Below are 18,137 nucleotides of genomic sequence, written 5' to 3' on the forward strand. Positions count from 1 at the left end.
CCATTTACCTTTTTACTTCCAAAAGGCATTCTTTCTTAATTTCGCCCGATGAATTCCAGGCTTCTTCCACAACTTATTCAAGCGTATCCTTTTCTTGAGGAGGGAAATCTCCAGCTCACCCCATTTGGAGAAGGACTGATTCACGAGACGCTGCTTCTGAAATCCCAGCGGGGAACATGGATTTTGCAGGGCTTCAACGATTCGGTGTTCAACTATCCCGAGAGAATCGACCACAATCTGCGTCTTTTGGACCAAGAAACTCAGGGAAAAAAGCTTCCTTTTAAGCTTCCCCTCCCGATTTTAAATCAGATAAACAAAGGGTTGACCGAACTGGAAAGAAGAAAGTTCCGCCTTTTTGAATTTGTGGAAGGTGTGACGCTTCAGCAGATCCAGGCTCCCAGCCAAGCTTTTTTGGCTGCACAGGCCTACGGTGTTTTTGCGGATTGGGCAAAAGACCTGGATGCACAGGCAATGCAGGAAAGCATACCCGACTTTCACCGACTTGACCTACGCTTCGAAAAACTCCGAAGTGTTCTGGCCCATAAGCAGGCCCTTACTGCGGAAGAAACAGCACTCAGGGACTTTTACCTATCCCAAAAACCCTTGATTGACTGGTATTTGGATCAAATCCAGCATCTGCCACTTCGGGTAACTCACAACGACACCAAAATCAATAATCTGATTTTCTCCGAAAATCTTGAGAAAGTTAACGCCCTGATCGATTTGGATACGGTGATGGGAGGCTATCTGATGTATGATTTTGGAGATTTGGTCCGGACTGTGGCCTGTAGCCTTCCTGAAACCTCCACTGAATGGGCGTCATTAAAACTGATTCCCTATATTTTTGAAGAACTACTGCGAGGCTATTGGGAAAGCATTCAATCCTTTTCCACACCGAAAGAAAGTAGATCCATACTCCTCGGTGGCGAGGTGATGACCTTGATTATGGGACTGAGGTTTTTCACCGATCATCTGCAAGGCAATATCTATTACCGGGTCAGCTATCCGGAGCAGAATTTTCACCGGGCCAAAAATCAGATGCTTTTTCTCCAAAGCCAGCAAGCCCTGCGTCCTCAACTGCAAGAGATTTGGAAAAAGATCACCGGTATTCCTGACTAGCCTGACATTTGGCTTCATTTCCTTGGGAAATGCACGGGGCGGGATTTATTTTGCCTAACCCAAAATCCAGATCCCTTGTCAGGCATTTTTGATACCCGCATCGAGTACCTTAAAGGCGTCGGCCCGCAAAAGGCTGAACTGCTCAACAAGGAGCTGAATATATTCACTTACGGGGATCTTTTGCAGCATTATCCTTTTCGCTACGAGGACCGAACCAAGTTTTTTAAAATCCGGGAACTAAACGACGAGTTGGAAAATGTCCAAGTCATTGCCCGAATCAAAACTGTGGAACTGGTTGGTGCGGGAGGAAAAAAGCGCTTGGTAGCCCATGTTTTTGACGAAACGGGGGAAATGGAAATGACCTGGTTTAAGGGAATTCAATGGGTGCAGAAAAAGCTTCCTGTTGGGGCAGTGTATATCTTTTTCGGAAAACCTGCCCAATACGGAAGGAAATGGAGTATGGCCCATCCGGAAATGGAGCCTATCACCGCTGCCAATGAAACCCGAAATAATTTCCAACCAGTCTATTCCACCACTGAAAAGCTCCGGGCGAGATTCCTGGATTCCAAAGGCATTTCACGGATTCTGGAGCAACTGGTACCCTTGGTCTACAGCCAAATCCCCGAAACCCTTTCTTCCGATATTCTTCAGCAATACCAGCTCATTGAAAAAAGGGAGGCTGTCCGTCAAATTCATTTTCCGACAAATCCTGAATTGCTTCATCGGGCTAGAAAACGCCTGAAATTTGAGGAGTTTTTCTACCTCCAACTGCGTCTTTTGCTGATGAAAGTCACCCGCACGAAAAAGTTTCGCGGACAATCCTTGGGAAACACAGACCTTCTTACGGATTTCTATAAAAACCACATTCCCTTTGAGCTCACCAATGCTCAAAAGCGGGTGATTCGGGAGATTTACGGCGATATGAAGTCGGGAAAGCAGATGAACCGACTGATTCAAGGGGATGTAGGAAGCGGAAAAACCATGGTGGCGTTTATTTCCATGCTGATTGCCATCAGCTCTGGTGCTCAGGCCTGTCTGATGGCTCCAACGGAGATATTGGCCAATCAGCATTACGATGGGCTGAAAGGATATGCCGAAATGATGGGATTGAAAATCGCCTTGCTCACCGGCTCGACCAAAAAATCTGCCCGCAAAATCATCCATGAAGAGTTGCTCAGTGGCGAGTTGAAAATCCTGATCGGGACCCATGCGCTGCTGGAAGATGTGGTTCAGTTTCAAAATCTCGGGCTTGCGATCGTCGATGAGCAGCATCGGTTTGGCGTAGCTCAGCGAGCCAAACTTTGGGCAAAAAATGAGGAATTTATCCCGCATGTATTGGTGATGACGGCAACACCGATTCCGAGAACGCTTGCGATGACCCTCTACGGAGATTTGGATGTGTCGGTCATTGATGAATTGCCGGCTGGAAGAAAACCCATTCAGACAGTGCACCGGTACGATAAGGATCGCCTGAAAGTCTTTGGTTTTATCAACGAAGAAGTCAAAAAAGGCCGGCAGGTGTATATCGTCTATCCTCTGATCGAGGAGTCCGAAAAAATGGACTTGAAAAACCTGATGGATGGATTTGAGAGCATTTCTCGGGCTTTCCCTCAGTATCATCTCAGCATCGTGAATGGAAGCATGAAAGCGGAAGACAAAGACTACGAAATGCAGCGCTTTGTCAAAGGGGAAACCCAAATCATGGTAGCGACCACGGTAATTGAAGTAGGGGTGAATGTGCCCAATGCCTCGGTGATGATCATCGAAAACGCGGAGCGTTTTGGGCTTTCCCAGCTGCATCAGCTGCGGGGTCGGGTCGGCCGTGGGGCTGAGCAGAGCTATTGCATCCTGATGAGCAAGTATGAACTGAGCAAAGACTCCCGAATCCGATTGGAAACGATGGTTCGAACGAATGACGGATTTGAAATAGCCGATGTGGATCTGAGACTACGCGGCCCCGGAGATCTGATGGGCACTCAACAAAGCGGGATTACTGACTTGATGATTGCAGACCTGAGCAAGGATGCCCCTTTATTGACTTTGGCCAGAGATGCCGCACAGCAGCTTTTGGCCAATGACCCGGAGCTAAGCCTGCCCAATAATTCAGCTATTTTGAGGCAAGTAAAACAACAGAAAAAAACGGCTACAAACTGGAGTAGAATCAGTTGATTGACGAGTTAGGATTTTTATCTACAACAATTACAGGTACTTCAGCTTTAATTCCCAAAAGTTGATTTCTAAAGAAGGGTTTGAAGTTCGTTTTGGTGTCGTAAATCGCAATTCGAATATCGTAAATAACACTTACCTGCCAACATCTTTCTATTTCCTCGAGAAAAGCTTTCCTATCCTTCGGAAAATCTGCTTTTCTTTTTCCCAGAAAAAATTAAACTGCCCAAAAATAAAGCCATAGATCAGGAGAATAATTTGGTACAAAGGAAGCACCAAAAGCAGGTATAGCACCGTATTCAGAAATCCTTGACCTCCTCCTCTTTCTACGCCAAAAAAATCCAAGATCGGATTTTTGATAAACAAAATAGTGAAGCCTGTGCAGGCAAACACTACCAAAACCATCACCACTTGGAATAGACTTTCCAGTTTCCATTTGGTCTGAAGGCGTTGGAGAAATCCTGGCTTTTCGGTTTGCATGGCCAAAAGTACTAAGAAAGATTCTAAATAAAAGAGCCGGATTTCTCCGGCTCTTTATCCATCAATTTTTTAAGGTTGAAATATTTCAACCTTCCAATTTCCTACCAGCTAAACACTCCTTCATTCAAGCTTTTTAAGGCCTGAACTTTATACTGTGCATCTACTAAAATGGACACATTGTGACGGCTGCCTCCATAGGAGACCATCCGTACCGGAATGTCCACCAAGGAATCCATTACCGACTTGATCGCTCCTTTGGTCTCGGAGACCATATTGCCCACGATACAGATAATGGTCTGATTTCGGTCCACTTCCACCGAACCCAAAGCGTTGAGCTCATCCAGGATCTGATCCAAATGACTCAGGTCGTCAATAGTGACAGACACGGCTACCTCGGAAGTCGTGATCATATCAATCGGAGTTTTGTACTTCTCGAAAATCTCAAAAATCCTTCTCAAGAAACCATAAGCCAACAGCATTCGGCTGGATTTGATTTTGATTGCGGTGATGCCATCTTTGGCTGCGATGGCTTTCACGCCGGTAGTTTCTACCGAAGCTTTGATCAAGGTGCCTCCTGCGTCAGGCTGCATGGTATTGAGCAGTTTGACAGGGATATTGTGCAACTGAGCCGGCCAAATGGATGCCGGGTGGAGGATTTTGGCTCCGAAATAAGCTAATTCGGCCGCTTCATCGAAGGAAAGCTCCGCGATGGGACGGGTTCGGTCTACGATCCTCGGGTCATTGTTGTGCATGCCGTCGATGTCAGTCCAGATTTCGCAGACCGAAGCATGGATTGCCGCCGCCACCAACGATGCGGTGTAGTCACTTCCTCCCCTTTTTAGATTATCCACCTCATTTCGGTGATTTTTGCAGATATAGCCTTGGGTAATAAAGAGCCTCTCCTGAGGATGTTCCGCCAGAATAGCCTTTAGTTTTTCTGAAATTTTCTGCAGCTCAGGCTCAGAATTCTCATCGATAGACATAAAGTCCAAAGCCGGAAGAAATACAGCAGGAATCTCCAACTCACCTAGCAAAGTGAAAAACAGCTTGGTGGATAACATTTCTCCCTGAGCCAGAATATCCCGGTTGATGGCCTCATTAAAGGAAATCTTGAGCAGGATATTCAAAAACTCAAAATGCTCCCGGATGATCTCCTCTGCCTGTACCCTGGCTCCGGGCGTCTGAAGCAATTCAGGATAAAAAGCCAGATAGTGGGCATGCAAAGTGTCGATTCGCTCCTTTGCAAGCGATTTATCTCCGGCAGCCAAGGCTTCACCGATCCCTACCAGGGCGTTGGTAGTACCGGAAAGTGCCGAAAGCACCACGATGGTAGGTTCGTCTCCTCGGGTAATCAAGTCCTTAACTTGATGCATGCGCTCAGGGCGGCCCACAGAGGTACCGCCAAACTTCATGATTTTCATGGATTTTGGATTAAATAGGAAATAGGTTGGTAGTTAAAATCCGAGCATTTTGATGGCCGTGATGGCTGCTTCGTCTCCTTTGTTTCCGTGCTTTCCTCCTGCACGGTCCAAGGCCTGCTGCTGATTGTCCGGAGTGAGAACTCCGAAAATCACCGGCTTGTTGTACTTCAAGCCGACATGGGTAATCCCATGGGCGACTGCATCACAGATGAAGTCAAAGTGGCGGGTTTCCCCTTGAATCACGCATCCCAAACAGATTACTGCATCGATGCTTTCATCCTGTGCACACCATTGGGCGCCAAGGCTCAACTCAAATGAACCGGGCACATTTTTTCGGATGACATTTTCTTTCTTTGCACCATGCTGAATGAGTGTTTGATATGCTCCTGAATATAGAGCCTCTGTCACCTCTTCATTCCACTCGGATACGACAATGGCAAACTTCCTTTCGGAGATATCCTGAATGTTTTTTGAGCTGTAATCGCTCAGGCTTTTATTGGCTGTTGCCATAGGTTGATTTGAATTTAAAGACTGGAATTAAAACAAAAAGGAGTAAGACCTGCGGCCCTACTCCTCTAATATGCTTGCATGCAGAAGCATTACTTAGCGGCAAGGCCTTCTAAGCGTGCTTTATGTTTTCGCGCGGCAGAGTATTCATAAGACTCGAAGTATTTCTCCTCGATCTCGGTATAGGTGGCGATTGCATCGGCAATTTTACCGGCTTCTTCTTGAGCCACGGCCAATTTGGCCAAATACTTCGGAGTCATGAATTTGTTTTCATTGGTTCGTGCTGCCTTCGTATAGTTAGAAATAGCGGCATCCGTATTTCCCAATTCCAAATTGGCATCCCCGATCAGGGAATAGGCCTTGGACTGCACCAAATAGTCATCTGAGGAGAACTCCTCCAAGTAGGTGAGTGCCTCCTGGAATTTTCTTTCTGAAAGGTAAATAGACCCGATGTAGAAATTAGCCAAGTTGGCTGCATCTGTTCTTGGGTAATTCTCTACAATGGAAAGAAGCCCCTTGTTAATTCCATCTCCGTTGAGTGCAAACTCGATGCTGTCCTGCTCGAAGAAGTACACGGCCTGAAACATTTCAGCCTGTGCTTTTTCGTTTTGATTTTGATTGTTGATCTGGAAAAAGAGAATACCTCCGATCAATACGATGGCCGCGATCAATACGCCACCCAATACTTTGCTATTTTTCTTCAAAAAAGCTTCACCCTTCCCGATTCGCTCAGCGATTACTTCCGGATTTTCCAAAAGTTCGTTTTCGGTTGCTTTTTTCGATTGCTTCGTTGCCATGTTACTCAATTTTCGGTCGCAAATATACGGTTTTTATCAAATCTACAAGCCCAAACAAAAAAGCCATGAAGCAGGAAAGACTTCATGGCTTTCTTTGGTTGGGAAGGGATTTTATTCCATCACAAAAGGATAATCTTCCTGAACATACACATCCTTGAAGGCATCCTGTCCGTCAGGCCAAGGAGATTCTTCTGCAAACTTCACGGCCTCATCTACCTGCTTCTTCACTTTTTTGATCACCGCATCAATTTCCTCTTCGGTCATGATGTTGTTTTCCCGGATAGTGTGAAGGACCTGCTCGATGGGATCTTTTTGCTTGTATTCTTCTACTTCCTCTTTGGTTCGGTATTTCTGAGGATCGGACATGGAGTGTCCTTTGTATCGATAGGTTCTGAACTCCAAGAGCGTGGGGCCATCTCCTCTTCTTGCTCTTTCGGCTGCCTCGGCTACCGCTTCATGAATCGCCTCCACATTCATCCCGTCCACTGGGAATGAAGGCATATCGTAAGCTTCACCGATTTTGTACAATTCGGTCACATTGGAGGTCCGGGCCACGGAAGTTCCCATGGCGTAACCGTTGTTTTCAATTACGAAAATGACCGGGGACTTGTAAAGCATGGCCAGGTTAAATGCCTCATGAACGGCACCCTGACGAACAGCTCCATCTCCCATTTTGCAAATGCAGAGATTCTTGGTACCGGCGTATTTCTCAGCGAAACCGATACCCAAACCCATAGGAACCTGAGCACCCACGATCCCGTGTCCGCCCATGTAGTTTCTTTCTTTGTCAAAAATATGCATGGATCCGCCTTTGCCTTTGGTCGTGCCCGTAGCTTTGCCAAAAAGCTCCGCCATCACTGCACCCGGATCGGTACCCAAGCCTAGCGGATGGGCATGGCAGCGATAGGCTGTGATCCACTTGTCGTCCTTGGTCAGGGCCGTGATCGCTCCAGAAGCACAGGCTTCCTGTCCGATGTAGAGGTGGCAGAAACCACGGATTTTTTGCTGACCGTAAAGTTGTCCCGCTTTTTCCTCAAATCGTCTCATCAAAAGCATGCTTTCATACCAAAAAGCATAGGTTTCCTTGGAATATTTTACTTTGGACTTGGTTGCTGTCGCTTTCTTTGCCATATCGCTTGAATCAAAATATGCTATTTTAGGCCCCAAATATAGCAATCCCGACCTAAAAATCAGGATGCCATTCAAATAATTCCCGCTTCCATGATCTTGGAGTCACTCAATCTGATCCAGTTTAAAAACCACCTGAAAACCAGCCTGGAGTTTTGTCCGGAGATCAACTGCCTCGTCGGACTCAACGGAAGTGGCAAGACCAATGTCCTGGATGCGATTCACTACCTCTCCCTGACCAAAAGTGCCATACAGAGCAGCGATACCCTGAATATCCATCATAGCGAGGAGTTCTTTTCCATCATCGGCAAATACCGGATCGATCAGAAGCAGGTAGAAGTCCGATGCTCTTTTGAGGCAGGCAAGAAAAAGCAGATTTGGGTCAACGGAAGTGCCCATGCCAAAACTGCAGATCATGTGGGCATGATCCCCCTCGTGATGATCGCTCCGGATGATACCGAACTGCTCAAAGGCGGCAGTGAAGGAAGGCGGAAGTTCTTCGACGGATTGATTTCCCAACTGGACCATACCTATCTCGATCAGTTGATTCGCTACCATCATTTTCTCAAGCAAAGAAATGCCCTGCTCAAGCAGTTTGCAGAGACGGGACGCAGAGACCTGACTTTATTGAGCGGATATGACCGGGAGCTTATTCAGCTGAGTCGCATTTTGGGAGAAAAAAGAAAGGCCCTTTTGGAGGAGATGATTCCCGTCTTGCAGCAGTTTTATGAGCAGATTTCCTCCGGAAAGGAAACCATTGGCGTGAACTATGAGACCGAAGTCCTAAGAGAAGATTTTGAAAGCTACTTTATCGGCCTTCGGCAAAAGGACTTTGCCACCAAAAACAGCAATGCAGGCGTCCATAAGGATGATTTTGACTTTCAGATCGAGGGACATCCCATCCGGAAAATCGGCAGTCAGGGACAGCAAAAGTCCTTTACCATTGCGCTTAAACTGGCCCAATTTCGGCTTTTTGAAAAGGCTAAAAGTGAAAAACCTCTCCTGCTGATGGATGATATCTTTGACAAGCTGGATGATGAGCGGATAGCCAAGTTGATGGAATTGGTGTCTAGGGGCACTTTCGGGCAGATCTTCCTGACCGACGCCCGTCCCGAGCGATCAAAAAGTATTTTGGGAGCTTTGGACGCCGAGGTAGCCTTTTTTGAAGTGGAAAAGGGAAAAGTTAAAAACTAAAAAAGAGGCCGAAGCCTCTTTATTTTTACCATAATTGGGTAGGATATTCGCCTGACTTGTGCAGCTTTTTTAAAGCTTCGATGACCACCGGCCGGTCTTCGGTATAAGTGACCCCAAACCAAACCTTGCCTCCCGGAAGAATCTCAAAGGCTGCTTTGCCCGCTTTGATCAGGTTATTGGCTACGGTCGGGATATAGAATTCTGACTTCAGGTTTTCCCGGTTGGCCGGAAGGAATTCATTCCACATGGCCTCAATGTCTGAAAACACACCTGGGTGAAATCCCCAAAAGTTCATACTCACCGGCGTATTTTCGGCAATCTCCAAAACTTCTCCTTCTCCACGACTGAGGATCTTATCTCCTTCTTTGGAGATAGAGGTGCACTCGGTCATGCCAATCAGTTGTCCTTTGGCATTGGTTTCGCAGACTCCGCGGCTGACGGTTCCGTTTTCAGAAAGTACGTTTTGGATTGCATAGCCTACCATGGCATGCAGGTCCGGACGAACTTCGGTAGAGAGAAACTTGCCTAATACTTCAAAGGCCTCTTTTCCATAGAAGTCATCTGCATTGATTACAGCGAAGGGTTCTTTGATTGCATCCTTGGCACAAAGCACCGCATGGGCCGTACCGAAAGGTTTCACCCGATCAGCTTGCTTCAGGTGGGCAGGTACAAAGCTATCGAGCGACTGAATCACCCAATCCACTTCGATTTTTCCTTCCAACTTAGGAAGGAATTTTTCTTTGGCTACTTCCAGGATTTCTTCCCGAACGATAAAAACCACCTTGCCAAAACCAGCCCGGATTGCATCAAAAATCGAATATTCTAAAATGGTTTCCCCGTTAGGGCCAAACCCGTCAATCTGCTTATTGCCTCCATAGCGGCTACCCATACCGGCTGCCAATACGAGGAGTGTTGGTTTTTGAGTCATGTCTTTTATTGAATCGCGGGCAAAATTAGAAGTTTATCTCCCAAGACCAAACATCCTCCAGAAAGAAGGTGCTGGTTTCATTTTTTACTTATTTTATCACAAACCATGAGATTTTATATTCAAATAAGTATTTGAAAAAACCGGAAATCGATTCCGGAACATTTTTTCAGTCTCCATAGGGTATTTTTTAAACCCAATTTTGATTTTAATTCAATTTTTATCTTACTTTCATGCCATAATCTCAAAAAACCTTTTAACCTATTGACAAAATGAAAAAAATTGAAGCGATCATCCGGACTTCCCGATTTGATCAAATCCATACCTGTGTCTCCAAAATGGGAGTGAAATTCCTCTCCTTTTATGAAATCAAAGGGATGGGTTTTGAGCATGCCCGTCTGGAAATGTACCGTGGCATCCCCTATGAACCAGCTTACATCCCACGGACCAAGCTGGAAATCGTCGTGCCTGATGAACTGGCTGAGAGTGTAATCCAATGCATCCTTAATGAAGGGAAAACAGGAGAAGTGGGTGACGGAAAGATCTTCATCTATGACGTCCTGGAAGCTTACCGAATCCGAAACAACGATACCGGAGAAGCCGCGCTTTAATTTCTATCACCGAACCTATTCAAACCTATGCAAGAACCTGTACAAGACCTTTTCACGGTCAATAATCTATGGATGATGATTGCCACCATTTTGGTGTTCATCATGCACTTGGGATTCGCCACTTTGGAGGCGGGCCTTACCCGAGCCAAAAACACGGTAAACATTCTGTTTAAAAACACGATCATTCCAGCAATCGGTCTTCTGACTTACGCCTTTGTTGGTTTCAATCTGATGTATCCTGGCGCTGACTTTGCCGGAAGCATTTTTGGCTTTGCCGGATTTGGACTATCTCTCCCCGAGGGATGGGACAGCAGCAATTACAATGCAGGCTACACCTATTTCACAGACTTCATCTTTCAGGCAATGTTTGCCGCCACCGCCGCTACCATTGTATCAGGTGCCGTGGCCGAGCGGATCAAACTGGGTCCTTTCATTACTTTTTCCCTTTTGTACGTAGGCATTTGCTATCCCATTGTGGGCATGTGGAAATGGGGAGGAGGATTCCTCAATGAGCTTGCCACTCCCTTTTATGATTTTGCCGGGTCCACGATTGTTCACTCTGTAGGAGGCTGGGGAGCTTTGGTGGGAGCTTATCTTTTAGGTCCTAGAATCGGTAAATATACGCCTCATGGAATGAAAGCTATCCCTGGACACAATCTGCCTATGGCCACCATAGGGGTATTTTTACTCTGGTTTGGCTGGTTTGGATTCAATGGAGGCTCTGTTCTCAGCGCAGATCCAGGGGCGGTGTCTCGGGTATTTGTGACTACCTCACTTGCAGCAGCAGCGGGTGCCATTGGGGCTTTGATTGTATCCTACCTCAAGTTTAAAACCTATGACATCACCATGGTATTGAACGGAATTTTGGCCGGTTTAGTCGGTATCACCGCCGGAGCGGACCAAATGGGCGTCTTGGACTCAGTGATTATTGGCTTTATTGGAGGAGGATTGATTGTATTCTCTGTGGTCTTCTTTGACAAAATCAAAATCGATGATCCCGTGGGAGCAATTTCAGTTCACCTTGTAGGAGGAATCTGGGGAACCCTGGCTGTCGGCATATTTGGTGATTTAGCCGGATGGGGACAGCTTTACTCCCAGCTTTTGGGAGTGGCAGCTGTTGGACTTTTCTGCTTCGCTACCTCTTGGCTGATTTTCTTCTCCCTGAAGCGTACCGTGGGTATTCGAGTTCACGAAAATGAAGAAACCGAAGGACTTGATATAAACGAGCACAGCATGCGGGCCTATCCGGATTTTGCCTCCAAAGATTAAACATACCACACTAACCTTTAACAAGAAAGCCCCGGTTCCTTTCGGTTCCGGGGCTTTCGCTTTCGTCGTGGATTATTTAATAAGCTGGTCTGAAATAACGGTTCAGAATAGGGAGGTACAGACGGCCAAACATTTCGTAGCACCAATCCCTGAATTCTTCAATTTCGCTCGGCATCAGATACCGAAGGCCTTTTTTCAATTCTCGCTCAAACAGATATCTGCTAAAGCTTACTTTTTGCAAAATGGTCTTCACATATTCTAGCATAGCTGATTGATTTGGGTTTATTAACTGATTTTAAGTTTTCCTACGAAGTCTTTTCCAAAGATGTTGCGTTATTTTGGAGGCTTTAAGCCAATAATTATCCCTATTTTCGCACCTATGGTAAAAACGCTCCGGAACCTTCTATTCGTATGCCTTGCCTTATTTATTGTTGGCCAAGCCTCAGGACAGGAAGTGCAGATTGAGCTGGGCCCGGATCAGCTCGGCTTGAATGAGACGTTTACTATCAAAGCCACCCTTTCCAACGACAAGATCAAATCTTACGATCAGTTTCCCGAGATTCCCGGATTCCAAAAGCAGGGTATTTCCCAATCATCCTCGATGAATATCATCAATGGACAGATGAGCAGCACCAACAGCATCATTCAGTATTACAAACCTACCCGCAAAGGCAAATTCACCCTTCCTCCGTTTGATATGGAAATCAACGGGGGTTCTTTCTCTTCCCCCGGAAAAACAATCACCGTGGATGATCCGGTCAGTACCCAAAATTCAGGAGGCAATGTTTTCGATCCTTTCGCTGAGTTTTTTGGAAGGACCGCTGAAGAGCCGGAATACATCGAATTGGAGGATGATGCCTTTTTTGCCGTATCTGCAGACAAAGAGGAAATCTATTCCGGAGAGGGAGTGACAGTGAATATCGCTTTTTATATGTCAGACCAAAACCAGGCTCCTTTCACCTGGTACGAGCCCGGCAAGCAGCTCGATGCAATTCTGAAAAAAATCAAACCGGCCAATGCCTGGGAGGAAAATTTCAATATTACCAATATCGAACCCAGCGTGGTGGAGATCAATGGCAAGAAGTGGAATAAGTACAAGATCTACGAGGCCACCTTTTTTCCTTTTTCCGAAGGGAAAATAGAAATCCCCCGAGTCCCTTGGGAAATGATCAAATACCGAGTGGCAAAGAATCCTACCTTTTTTGGTTCCAACCGACAGGAAGACTTCAAGACTTTTTATTCCTCCGCCAAAACCATTACGGTAAAGCCTCTACCTCCACATCCTCTGAAAAATGAAGTGGCGGTTGGCGTATATCAACTCAGAGAAAATATCTCCTCGCTGGAAGTGGAAACAGGCAAAGGATTCAATTACAATTTCGGCATCAGTGGAGTAGGCAACATCAATGCGATCCAAGAACCCCGAAAACTATCTCAAACCAACCTGAACACCTTTGCACCCAACGTACAGCAGCAAATCAACCGGGGGTACGGAAGGGTCTCCGGGATCAAGGAATTCAGCTATTTCATCACCTTAAATGAGGCCGGAGAATACTCCCTAAAGGAATATTTCAACTGGATTTACTTTGATCCGATAAGGGCAGTGTACGATACGCTCAGACCCGAAGGGAAGGTTTTGGTCACGGGAGAATCCAAGGTCAATCAGGCCCTTTCCGGTCAGCGGCTGGGGGGAATCTACGATCGAATCGCCACCGAAAACAATCAGTTTTTAAACGAGCGATATAAATATTATTTTTCGGCAGCTATAAACTTACTACTCGTCGGTGCGGTCGTGTTATTGGCCGTACTGATTATCAGAAAAAAATAATGGGGAATTCATTTGGCAGGCTTTTCCGAATCACCACCTTCGGGGAATCCCACGGAAAGGCTCTGGGTGTCATCATTGACGGATGCCCAGCAGGGCTGAACCTGGATTTGGAAAAAATCAGGGAAGAAATGCAGCGCAGGAAACCGGGACAATCCAAAATAACTACACAGCGCAAAGAAGAGGACGAGATTGAGATTCTCTCCGGTGTATTTGAAGGAAAAACTACAGGGACACCCATCGGGATAGTCATCCCCAATGCCGACCAAAAGAGCAAGGATTACACTCACATCGCAGACAAATTCCGCCCCTCCCACGCAGATTTCACCTATTTCGAAAAGTTTGGTGTGCGGGATTACCGGGGAGGAGGGCGATCCAGTGCGAGGGAGACCGCCGCAAGAGTAGCTGCAGGCGCCATTGCCAAGCAATTTTTAGCATCCAAAGGAATATCCATCCAGGCATTTGTCTCCCAAGTAGGTGACCTTTCTCTCCAAATCCCCTATCAGGAGCTGGATTTATTCAAGGCCGAAGAAAATATGGTACGCTGTCCGGATCCGGCAACAGCAGAGCAAATGATTTCCCTCATCGACTCGGTACGTCTGGATAGGGATACCATAGGCGGGGTGGTGTCCTGCGTGATCAAAAATACTCCTGTGGGTCTTGGCGAGCCCGTATTCGACCGGTTACATGCCGAGTTGGGCAAGGCCATGCTGAGTATCAATGCAGTGAAGGGTTTCGAGTACGGTAGTGGATTTGAAGGAGTAAAAATGCGCGGATCGCAACACAACGATGTTTTGGTCAACGAAGCCGGAAAAATAAAAACCCTAACCAATCATTCCGGAGGCATACAAGGAGGAATCAGCAACGGGGAGGATATCTATTTCCGTGTGGCCTTCAAGCCTGTAGCTACGATCATGCAGGACCAGGACTCCGTCAATGAAGCAGGAGAAGCAGTCACGGTGAGCGGAAAGGGAAGGCATGACCCTTGTGTAGTCCCCAGAGCAGTCCCTATAGTGGAGGCCATGGCCGCCTTAGTTTTGGCAGATTACCTGCTACTATCCAAAACCAATAAACTCGAAGAAATCTAATCCTAGATCATGCTGAAAAAAATACCTCTTCATACACAAATCATCATCGGCCTGGTATTGGGTCTGGTGTATGGTATCGTAGCTATCCAAGTCGGAATTCCAGCTTGGTTGACCCTGGACTGGATCAAGCCGATAGGAACCATATTTATCAATGGGCTAAAAATGATTGCCATGCCGCTCGTTTTGGCTTCGCTGATTATCGGAGTTTCCAATCTCGGCGATATCTCCAAGCTAAGCAGAATCGGGGGAAAAACCATCGTGACCTTCCTCATCACTACTGTGATCGCAATCTGTACCGGTTTGCTGTTGGTGAATATTCTTGTACCCGGCAAAGGTCTTCCTGCTGAAACCCGAGAAAACCTCATGAGTCTCTACGAAGGGGATGCTGGGGCGAGAGCCTTGGCTGCGGCAGAACTGAAAGAACAAAGCCCGCTGCAGCCCATCGTGGACATGGTTCCCCAAAACCTGTTTCAAGCCACCACTGATAACGCTGCTATGCTTCAGGTCGTGTTTTTTGCTATCATCGCCGGAATTGCCCTGTTACAAATTCCCAAGAAAAAGGCAGAACCCGTCATTGCTTTTTTTGACGGATTCAATGACCTGATTATTCAGGTGGTGAATTATGTGATGTTGATTGCCCCCTATGGTGTATTTGCTCTCATGGCTTCCCTGATCGTGGAGATAGCCGGAGACAATCCGGATGCGGCAGTGGATCTCTTGTTGGCGCTTTTGAAGTACAGTCTGATTGTACTTGGAGGACTCTTCTTCATGATGCTGGTAATCTATCCACTCTTGCTCAAAAGCTTCACCAAGGTCAAATATGCGGACTTCTTTAAAGCTATTCGGCCAGCTCAGCTTTTGGCTTTTTCTACCAGTTCGAGTTCAGCTACACTCCCAGTGACCATGAAGCTGACCGAAGAAGAATTGGGCGTTTCTGAAAACATCACCTCTTTCGTTCTGCCTCTTGGAGCGACCATCAATATGAACGGAACCAGCCTCTACCAAAGTATAGCGGCCGTGTTTATCGCCCAAGCTTTAGGTATGGAGCTCACCTTATCCCAACAGTTAATGATTGTCCTGACCTCGACCTTGGCTGCAATAGGTTCTGCAGGAGTTCCAGGTGCAGGCTTGATTATGCTGATTGTGGTATTAGAGTCCATCGGAGTTCCTGCCGCAGGAATTGCCTTGATTATGGCCCCTGACCGGATCTTGGATATGTTCCGTACAGTAGTCAATGTGACTGGAGACGTGGTCGTGACTACAGTCGTGGCTAGTACAGAAGGCGAACTTCCGGATGGGCTGCTTCGCAAATCCAATCCTTTTACCGCCAATGAAAGTGTACTGGAAGAGGAAAACACATAAAAAACTGAAGCCCTGACAAAAAATCAGGGCTTCAGTTTTAATAGGATTTTAGAAAGTGAATCAAGCGATCAAATTCCTCATCCGTGATCGCAGGAAAATTGGCAATCCGGAAGCTCGTCGGCTTCAGTGGGCCATATCCACTTCCCATTTGCATTCCTACTTTTTCGGCGGCTTTCTTCACATTGGTGATCAAATCTTCAGTCCCCGCTACACCCATTACAGTCGTGCTGCGGGTTTTTTCATTGGGCACAAGCATTCTAAGACTTGAAGATTGGGCAATGGTATTTTCCAGTCGTCTCATTCGCTCCCGAAGTCGGGCATCGACATGCTGAATCTCTTCCATGTCCTTCAGCACCCTATTGAGTAAGTAAATTCCAAAAACATTCGGCGTATAGTGGGTCTGATATCCATCCGCATTCTCCAACATAAAAGTCAGACTGTTGTAACGCCCTCTTTCTCCTTTTCTCAGCGTCTTTTCCACGGCTTTGGGAGACAAAATCAAAATCCCCAATCCGGCAGGCAGCCCAAAGCATTTTTGCACGGAGGCATACCAAATGTCTGCCAGAGAAAAATCCAACTCAATCCCTCCCATGGAAGAAGTGGTATCCACCGCGATCATTTTCTCAGGATATTTACGCCCAATCTCAGCGATGACTTCCATGGGAACCTGAGAGGCATTGGAAGTTTCGTTTTGGGTGATGGCAATCAGATCAAATTCCTCCCCGATCTCCAGCGAAGGAACTTCAATTTCTTCATCTGCCCCGATTTTGATCCCGGAAGTCTGAGGAAGGATATGCTTGGCAAATTCTATCCACTTTTTCCCAAAAGACCCGGAGTAAATATGAAAACTGGCATTTTCTACCACGGATTGGGAAATGATCTCCCAGTTTTCGGTAGCCGAAGAAGTAAAGAGCAGGCGATAGTCATCCGGCATGTGCAGCTTTTCCCGCATCAACTGTTCGGTCTCCTGATAGAGCCTCATGAAGGCCGAGCTTCGGTGATTGGCACTGAGAATTCCCTGCTCGAAAGCATCCTGCATGTATCGAGGCAAGGCATCGTAGACCTTGGAAGGTCCCGGAGCAAATGTGATCATAACTGTGGCGAATGAAGAAAATACTGAACTCCCAACTCATATCCCTTAAGTCCCAATCCTGCAATCATCCCGACACAGGGCTTGGAGATAATGCTTTTGTGACGAAACTCCTCCCGCTTGTAAATATTGGAGATATGGACTTCCAGCACAGGCGTAGTCACCCCTGCGATGGCATCCGAAATGGCTACAGAGGTATGGGTGTAACCTCCAGCATTGAGTAAAATGGCATCAAAATCAAAGCCGACTTCCTGGATTTTATTGATAAGCTCTCCTTCTACATTACTCTGAAAATAATGTAGCTCAATTTGGGGAAATCGTCTTTGGAGTCCTTCGAAATAATTCTCGAAGGTTTCACTTCCGTATATTTCCGGTTCTCTTTTCCCCAAGAGATTAAGGTTCGGACCGTTGATGATTTGGATTTTCAAGGTTTAGATAGGTTGGTCTATGATACCAAAGTTAAGGAGTACTTTTTGGCTTTCCAGCGATTACTTCCTTTCCTTTATCCGGAAAAGATAGGCTAGGGTAAACTCCAGATTGGTGGAATTCATGTCATAAATTCGGTCCTGAGACTCAGGATTGGTGAAATCATAAGCAAATCTCACCTCTCCGGAAATCGTGCTTTTCCCAAAAAGTTTGGAAATACCAGCCCCAGCCGTGATCCCGTACATCAAGCCTCTGGGGTTGTCCCCCGGCTGACCATAAGTGGGAAGCTCTGCGGGATTGGACCCGGAAAACTCCCGCGAGATATCCACTACTTCTGAAAGGAATCCGAGATGGGGACCGATTTTGATCTGAAATCTTCCTGATCTCCCTGCAAAAAAACTGGCCAACAGCGGAAACTTGAAATAAGTAAATTCAGTCTGATTTACTGCTTCCTCATCAATCTGCCGGAAACCAATTGTCAATTGTTGGGCATTGAATTCAACTCCGGCATTTTTGGAATTGAAATACTCCACCACTAGAGCAAAAGTCGGAGCGCCTATCCCCTCCACTGATCTGCTTCTAAAACCTGCCGTAGGCTGATAGCTATAGGAAGAGGTGGCATAGCCTCCACGGATTCCCACACTGAGTTGGGCCCAAGCCGTGAGCGGAAGACAATACAACAGAATAATCAACAAACGCCTCTTCATGCCCAAAACTAGGTATTTTTCAAAG

18 protein-coding genes are annotated in these 18,137 nt (G+C 46.5%); 8 read left to right on the forward strand and 10 right to left on the reverse strand.

The annotated features are described in order from the left end of the window. Window positions 1-48: 48 nt before the first annotated feature. The gene (locus AAA943_RS06885) at window positions 49-1,119 is read left to right on the forward strand and encodes a phosphotransferase enzyme family protein (RefSeq protein ID WP_338223497.1); all 1,071 of its coding nucleotides are present in this window, start codon (window positions 49-51) and stop codon (window positions 1,117-1,119) included. 75 nt (window positions 1,120-1,194) lie between these two features. Further along, entirely contained in the window at window positions 1,195-3,288 is a 2,094-nt protein-coding gene (gene recG, locus AAA943_RS06890; protein ID WP_338223498.1) for an ATP-dependent DNA helicase RecG, read from the forward strand. 150 nt (window positions 3,289-3,438) lie between these two features. Here the strand turns inward: recG and AAA943_RS06895 are convergent, their stop codons facing one another. The 5 genes from AAA943_RS06895 to pdhA all read right to left on the reverse strand — a co-directional run bounded on the left by AAA943_RS06895 (window position 3,439) and on the right by pdhA (window position 7,621). Then, on the reverse strand, window positions 3,439-3,765 hold the full coding sequence (locus tag AAA943_RS06895; RefSeq protein ID WP_338223499.1) for a DUF6787 family protein: 327 nt from the start codon (window positions 3,763-3,765) through the stop codon (window positions 3,439-3,441). A gap of 101 nt (window positions 3,766-3,866) precedes the next feature. Further along, window positions 3,867-5,186, reverse strand: coding sequence for an aspartate kinase (locus tag AAA943_RS06900; RefSeq protein WP_338223500.1), 1,320 nt, complete (start codon window positions 5,184-5,186; stop codon window positions 3,867-3,869). A 33-nt stretch (window positions 5,187-5,219) separates the two neighbouring features. Further along, a complete protein-coding gene (gene ribH / locus AAA943_RS06905) occupies window positions 5,220-5,696 on the reverse strand; it encodes a 6,7-dimethyl-8-ribityllumazine synthase (protein ID WP_338223501.1) in 477 nt (158 codons plus the stop codon). Window positions 5,697-5,785: 89 nt separating this feature from the next. Beyond that, window positions 5,786-6,490, reverse strand: coding sequence for a tetratricopeptide repeat protein (locus AAA943_RS06910; protein ID WP_338223502.1), 705 nt, complete (start codon window positions 6,488-6,490; stop codon window positions 5,786-5,788). Window positions 6,491-6,601: 111 nt separating this feature from the next. Next, window positions 6,602-7,621 carry a pyruvate dehydrogenase (acetyl-transferring) E1 component subunit alpha gene (gene pdhA, locus AAA943_RS06915; RefSeq protein ID WP_338223503.1) on the reverse strand — a complete coding sequence of 340 codons (1,020 nt, stop codon included), beginning with the start codon at window positions 7,619-7,621 and terminating at the stop codon, window positions 6,602-6,604. A gap of 90 nt (window positions 7,622-7,711) precedes the next feature. Between pdhA and recF the strand changes: the two genes are divergently transcribed. After that, a complete protein-coding gene (gene recF / locus AAA943_RS06920; protein WP_338223504.1) occupies window positions 7,712-8,812 on the forward strand; it encodes a DNA replication/repair protein RecF in 1,101 nt (366 codons plus the stop codon). A 25-nt stretch (window positions 8,813-8,837) separates the two neighbouring features. Here recF and AAA943_RS06925 read toward each other — a convergent pair whose 3' ends face one another. Continuing rightward, entirely contained in the window at window positions 8,838-9,740 is a 903-nt protein-coding gene (locus tag AAA943_RS06925; RefSeq protein ID WP_338223505.1) for a nucleotidyltransferase family protein, read from the reverse strand. Between the two features lie 269 nt (window positions 9,741-10,009). Between AAA943_RS06925 and AAA943_RS06930 the strand changes: the two genes are divergently transcribed. Both AAA943_RS06930 and AAA943_RS06935 read left to right on the forward strand, forming a co-directional pair. Then, window positions 10,010-10,348: a P-II family nitrogen regulator gene (locus tag AAA943_RS06930; protein WP_338223506.1), complete on the forward strand. Its 339-nt coding sequence runs from the start codon at window positions 10,010-10,012 to the stop codon at window positions 10,346-10,348. Between the two features lie 27 nt (window positions 10,349-10,375). Then, window positions 10,376-11,617, forward strand: coding sequence for an ammonium transporter (locus AAA943_RS06935; RefSeq protein ID WP_338223507.1), 1,242 nt, complete (start codon window positions 10,376-10,378; stop codon window positions 11,615-11,617). Between the two features lie 76 nt (window positions 11,618-11,693). Here AAA943_RS06935 and AAA943_RS06940 read toward each other — a convergent pair whose 3' ends face one another. Continuing rightward, on the reverse strand, window positions 11,694-11,882 hold the full coding sequence (locus AAA943_RS06940; protein ID WP_338223508.1) for a hypothetical protein: 189 nt from the start codon (window positions 11,880-11,882) through the stop codon (window positions 11,694-11,696). A 114-nt stretch (window positions 11,883-11,996) separates the two neighbouring features. Between AAA943_RS06940 and AAA943_RS06945 the strand changes: the two genes are divergently transcribed. From AAA943_RS06945 to AAA943_RS06955, 3 genes are read left to right on the forward strand one after another with little or no spacing between them, the layout of a single operon-like run. Further along, window positions 11,997-13,442, forward strand: a complete 1,446-nt coding sequence (locus AAA943_RS06945; protein WP_338223509.1) for a BatD family protein — start codon at window positions 11,997-11,999, stop codon at window positions 13,440-13,442. Further along, complete coding sequence (aroC, locus tag AAA943_RS06950; protein WP_338223510.1) at window positions 13,442-14,527, forward strand: chorismate synthase; 1,086 nt, start codon at window positions 13,442-13,444, stop codon at window positions 14,525-14,527. The genes AAA943_RS06945 and aroC overlap by 1 nt, the downstream gene beginning before the upstream one ends. A gap of 9 nt (window positions 14,528-14,536) precedes the next feature. Continuing rightward, on the forward strand, window positions 14,537-15,889 hold the full coding sequence (locus tag AAA943_RS06955; RefSeq protein ID WP_338223511.1) for a dicarboxylate/amino acid:cation symporter: 1,353 nt from the start codon (window positions 14,537-14,539) through the stop codon (window positions 15,887-15,889). A gap of 37 nt (window positions 15,890-15,926) precedes the next feature. Here the strand turns inward: AAA943_RS06955 and AAA943_RS06960 are convergent, their stop codons facing one another. Genes AAA943_RS06960 through AAA943_RS06970 form a run of 3 tightly spaced genes read right to left on the reverse strand, consistent with a single transcriptional unit; the run spans window position 15,927 to window position 18,112 of the window. Further along, window positions 15,927-16,982, reverse strand: coding sequence for an aminotransferase class V-fold PLP-dependent enzyme (locus tag AAA943_RS06960; protein ID WP_338223513.1), 1,056 nt, complete (start codon window positions 16,980-16,982; stop codon window positions 15,927-15,929). Continuing rightward, complete coding sequence (gene aroQ, locus AAA943_RS06965) at window positions 16,979-17,407, reverse strand: type II 3-dehydroquinate dehydratase (RefSeq protein ID WP_338223514.1); 429 nt, start codon at window positions 17,405-17,407, stop codon at window positions 16,979-16,981. The genes AAA943_RS06960 and aroQ overlap by 4 nt, the downstream gene beginning before the upstream one ends. Before the next feature lie 60 nt (window positions 17,408-17,467). Further along, window positions 17,468-18,112, reverse strand: a complete 645-nt coding sequence (locus tag AAA943_RS06970) for an outer membrane beta-barrel protein (RefSeq protein ID WP_338223515.1) — start codon at window positions 18,110-18,112, stop codon at window positions 17,468-17,470. Window positions 18,113-18,137: the final 25 nt, after the last annotated feature.

Origin of the sequence: Algoriphagus confluentis (assembly GCF_036245625.1) — a bacterium.
Taxonomy (GTDB): domain Bacteria; phylum Bacteroidota; class Bacteroidia; order Cytophagales; family Cyclobacteriaceae; genus Algoriphagus; species Algoriphagus confluentis.

Coding starts and splice junctions, on each gene's coding strand:
- AAA943_RS06930 (WP_338223506.1), top strand. CDS start 10,010: ATGAAAAAAATTGAAGCGATCATCCGGACTTCCCGATTTGATCAAATC.
- AAA943_RS06935 (WP_338223507.1), top strand. CDS start 10,376: ATGCAAGAACCTGTACAAGACCTTTTCACGGTCAATAATCTATGGATG.
- AAA943_RS06960 (WP_338223513.1), bottom strand. CDS start 16,982: ATGATCACATTTGCTCCGGGACCTTCCAAGGTCTACGATGCCTTGCCT.
- AAA943_RS06925 (WP_338223505.1), bottom strand. CDS start 9,740: ATGACTCAAAAACCAACACTCCTCGTATTGGCAGCCGGTATGGGTAGC.
- AAA943_RS06955 (WP_338223511.1), top strand. CDS start 14,537: ATGCTGAAAAAAATACCTCTTCATACACAAATCATCATCGGCCTGGTA.
- AAA943_RS06940 (WP_338223508.1), bottom strand. CDS start 11,882: ATGCTAGAATATGTGAAGACCATTTTGCAAAAAGTAAGCTTTAGCAGA.
- AAA943_RS06900 (WP_338223500.1), bottom strand. CDS start 5,186: ATGAAAATCATGAAGTTTGGCGGTACCTCTGTGGGCCGCCCTGAGCGC.
- AAA943_RS06885 (WP_338223497.1), top strand. CDS start 49: ATGAATTCCAGGCTTCTTCCACAACTTATTCAAGCGTATCCTTTTCTT.
- recF (WP_338223504.1), top strand. CDS start 7,712: ATGATCTTGGAGTCACTCAATCTGATCCAGTTTAAAAACCACCTGAAA.
- AAA943_RS06945 (WP_338223509.1), top strand. CDS start 11,997: ATGGTAAAAACGCTCCGGAACCTTCTATTCGTATGCCTTGCCTTATTT.
- AAA943_RS06895 (WP_338223499.1), bottom strand. CDS start 3,765: ATGCAAACCGAAAAGCCAGGATTTCTCCAACGCCTTCAGACCAAATGG.
- ribH (WP_338223501.1), bottom strand. CDS start 5,696: ATGGCAACAGCCAATAAAAGCCTGAGCGATTACAGCTCAAAAAACATT.
- AAA943_RS06970 (WP_338223515.1), bottom strand. CDS start 18,112: ATGAAGAGGCGTTTGTTGATTATTCTGTTGTATTGTCTTCCGCTCACG.
- AAA943_RS06910 (WP_338223502.1), bottom strand. CDS start 6,490: ATGGCAACGAAGCAATCGAAAAAAGCAACCGAAAACGAACTTTTGGAA.
- pdhA (WP_338223503.1), bottom strand. CDS start 7,621: ATGGCAAAGAAAGCGACAGCAACCAAGTCCAAAGTAAAATATTCCAAG.
- aroC (WP_338223510.1), top strand. CDS start 13,442: ATGGGGAATTCATTTGGCAGGCTTTTCCGAATCACCACCTTCGGGGAA.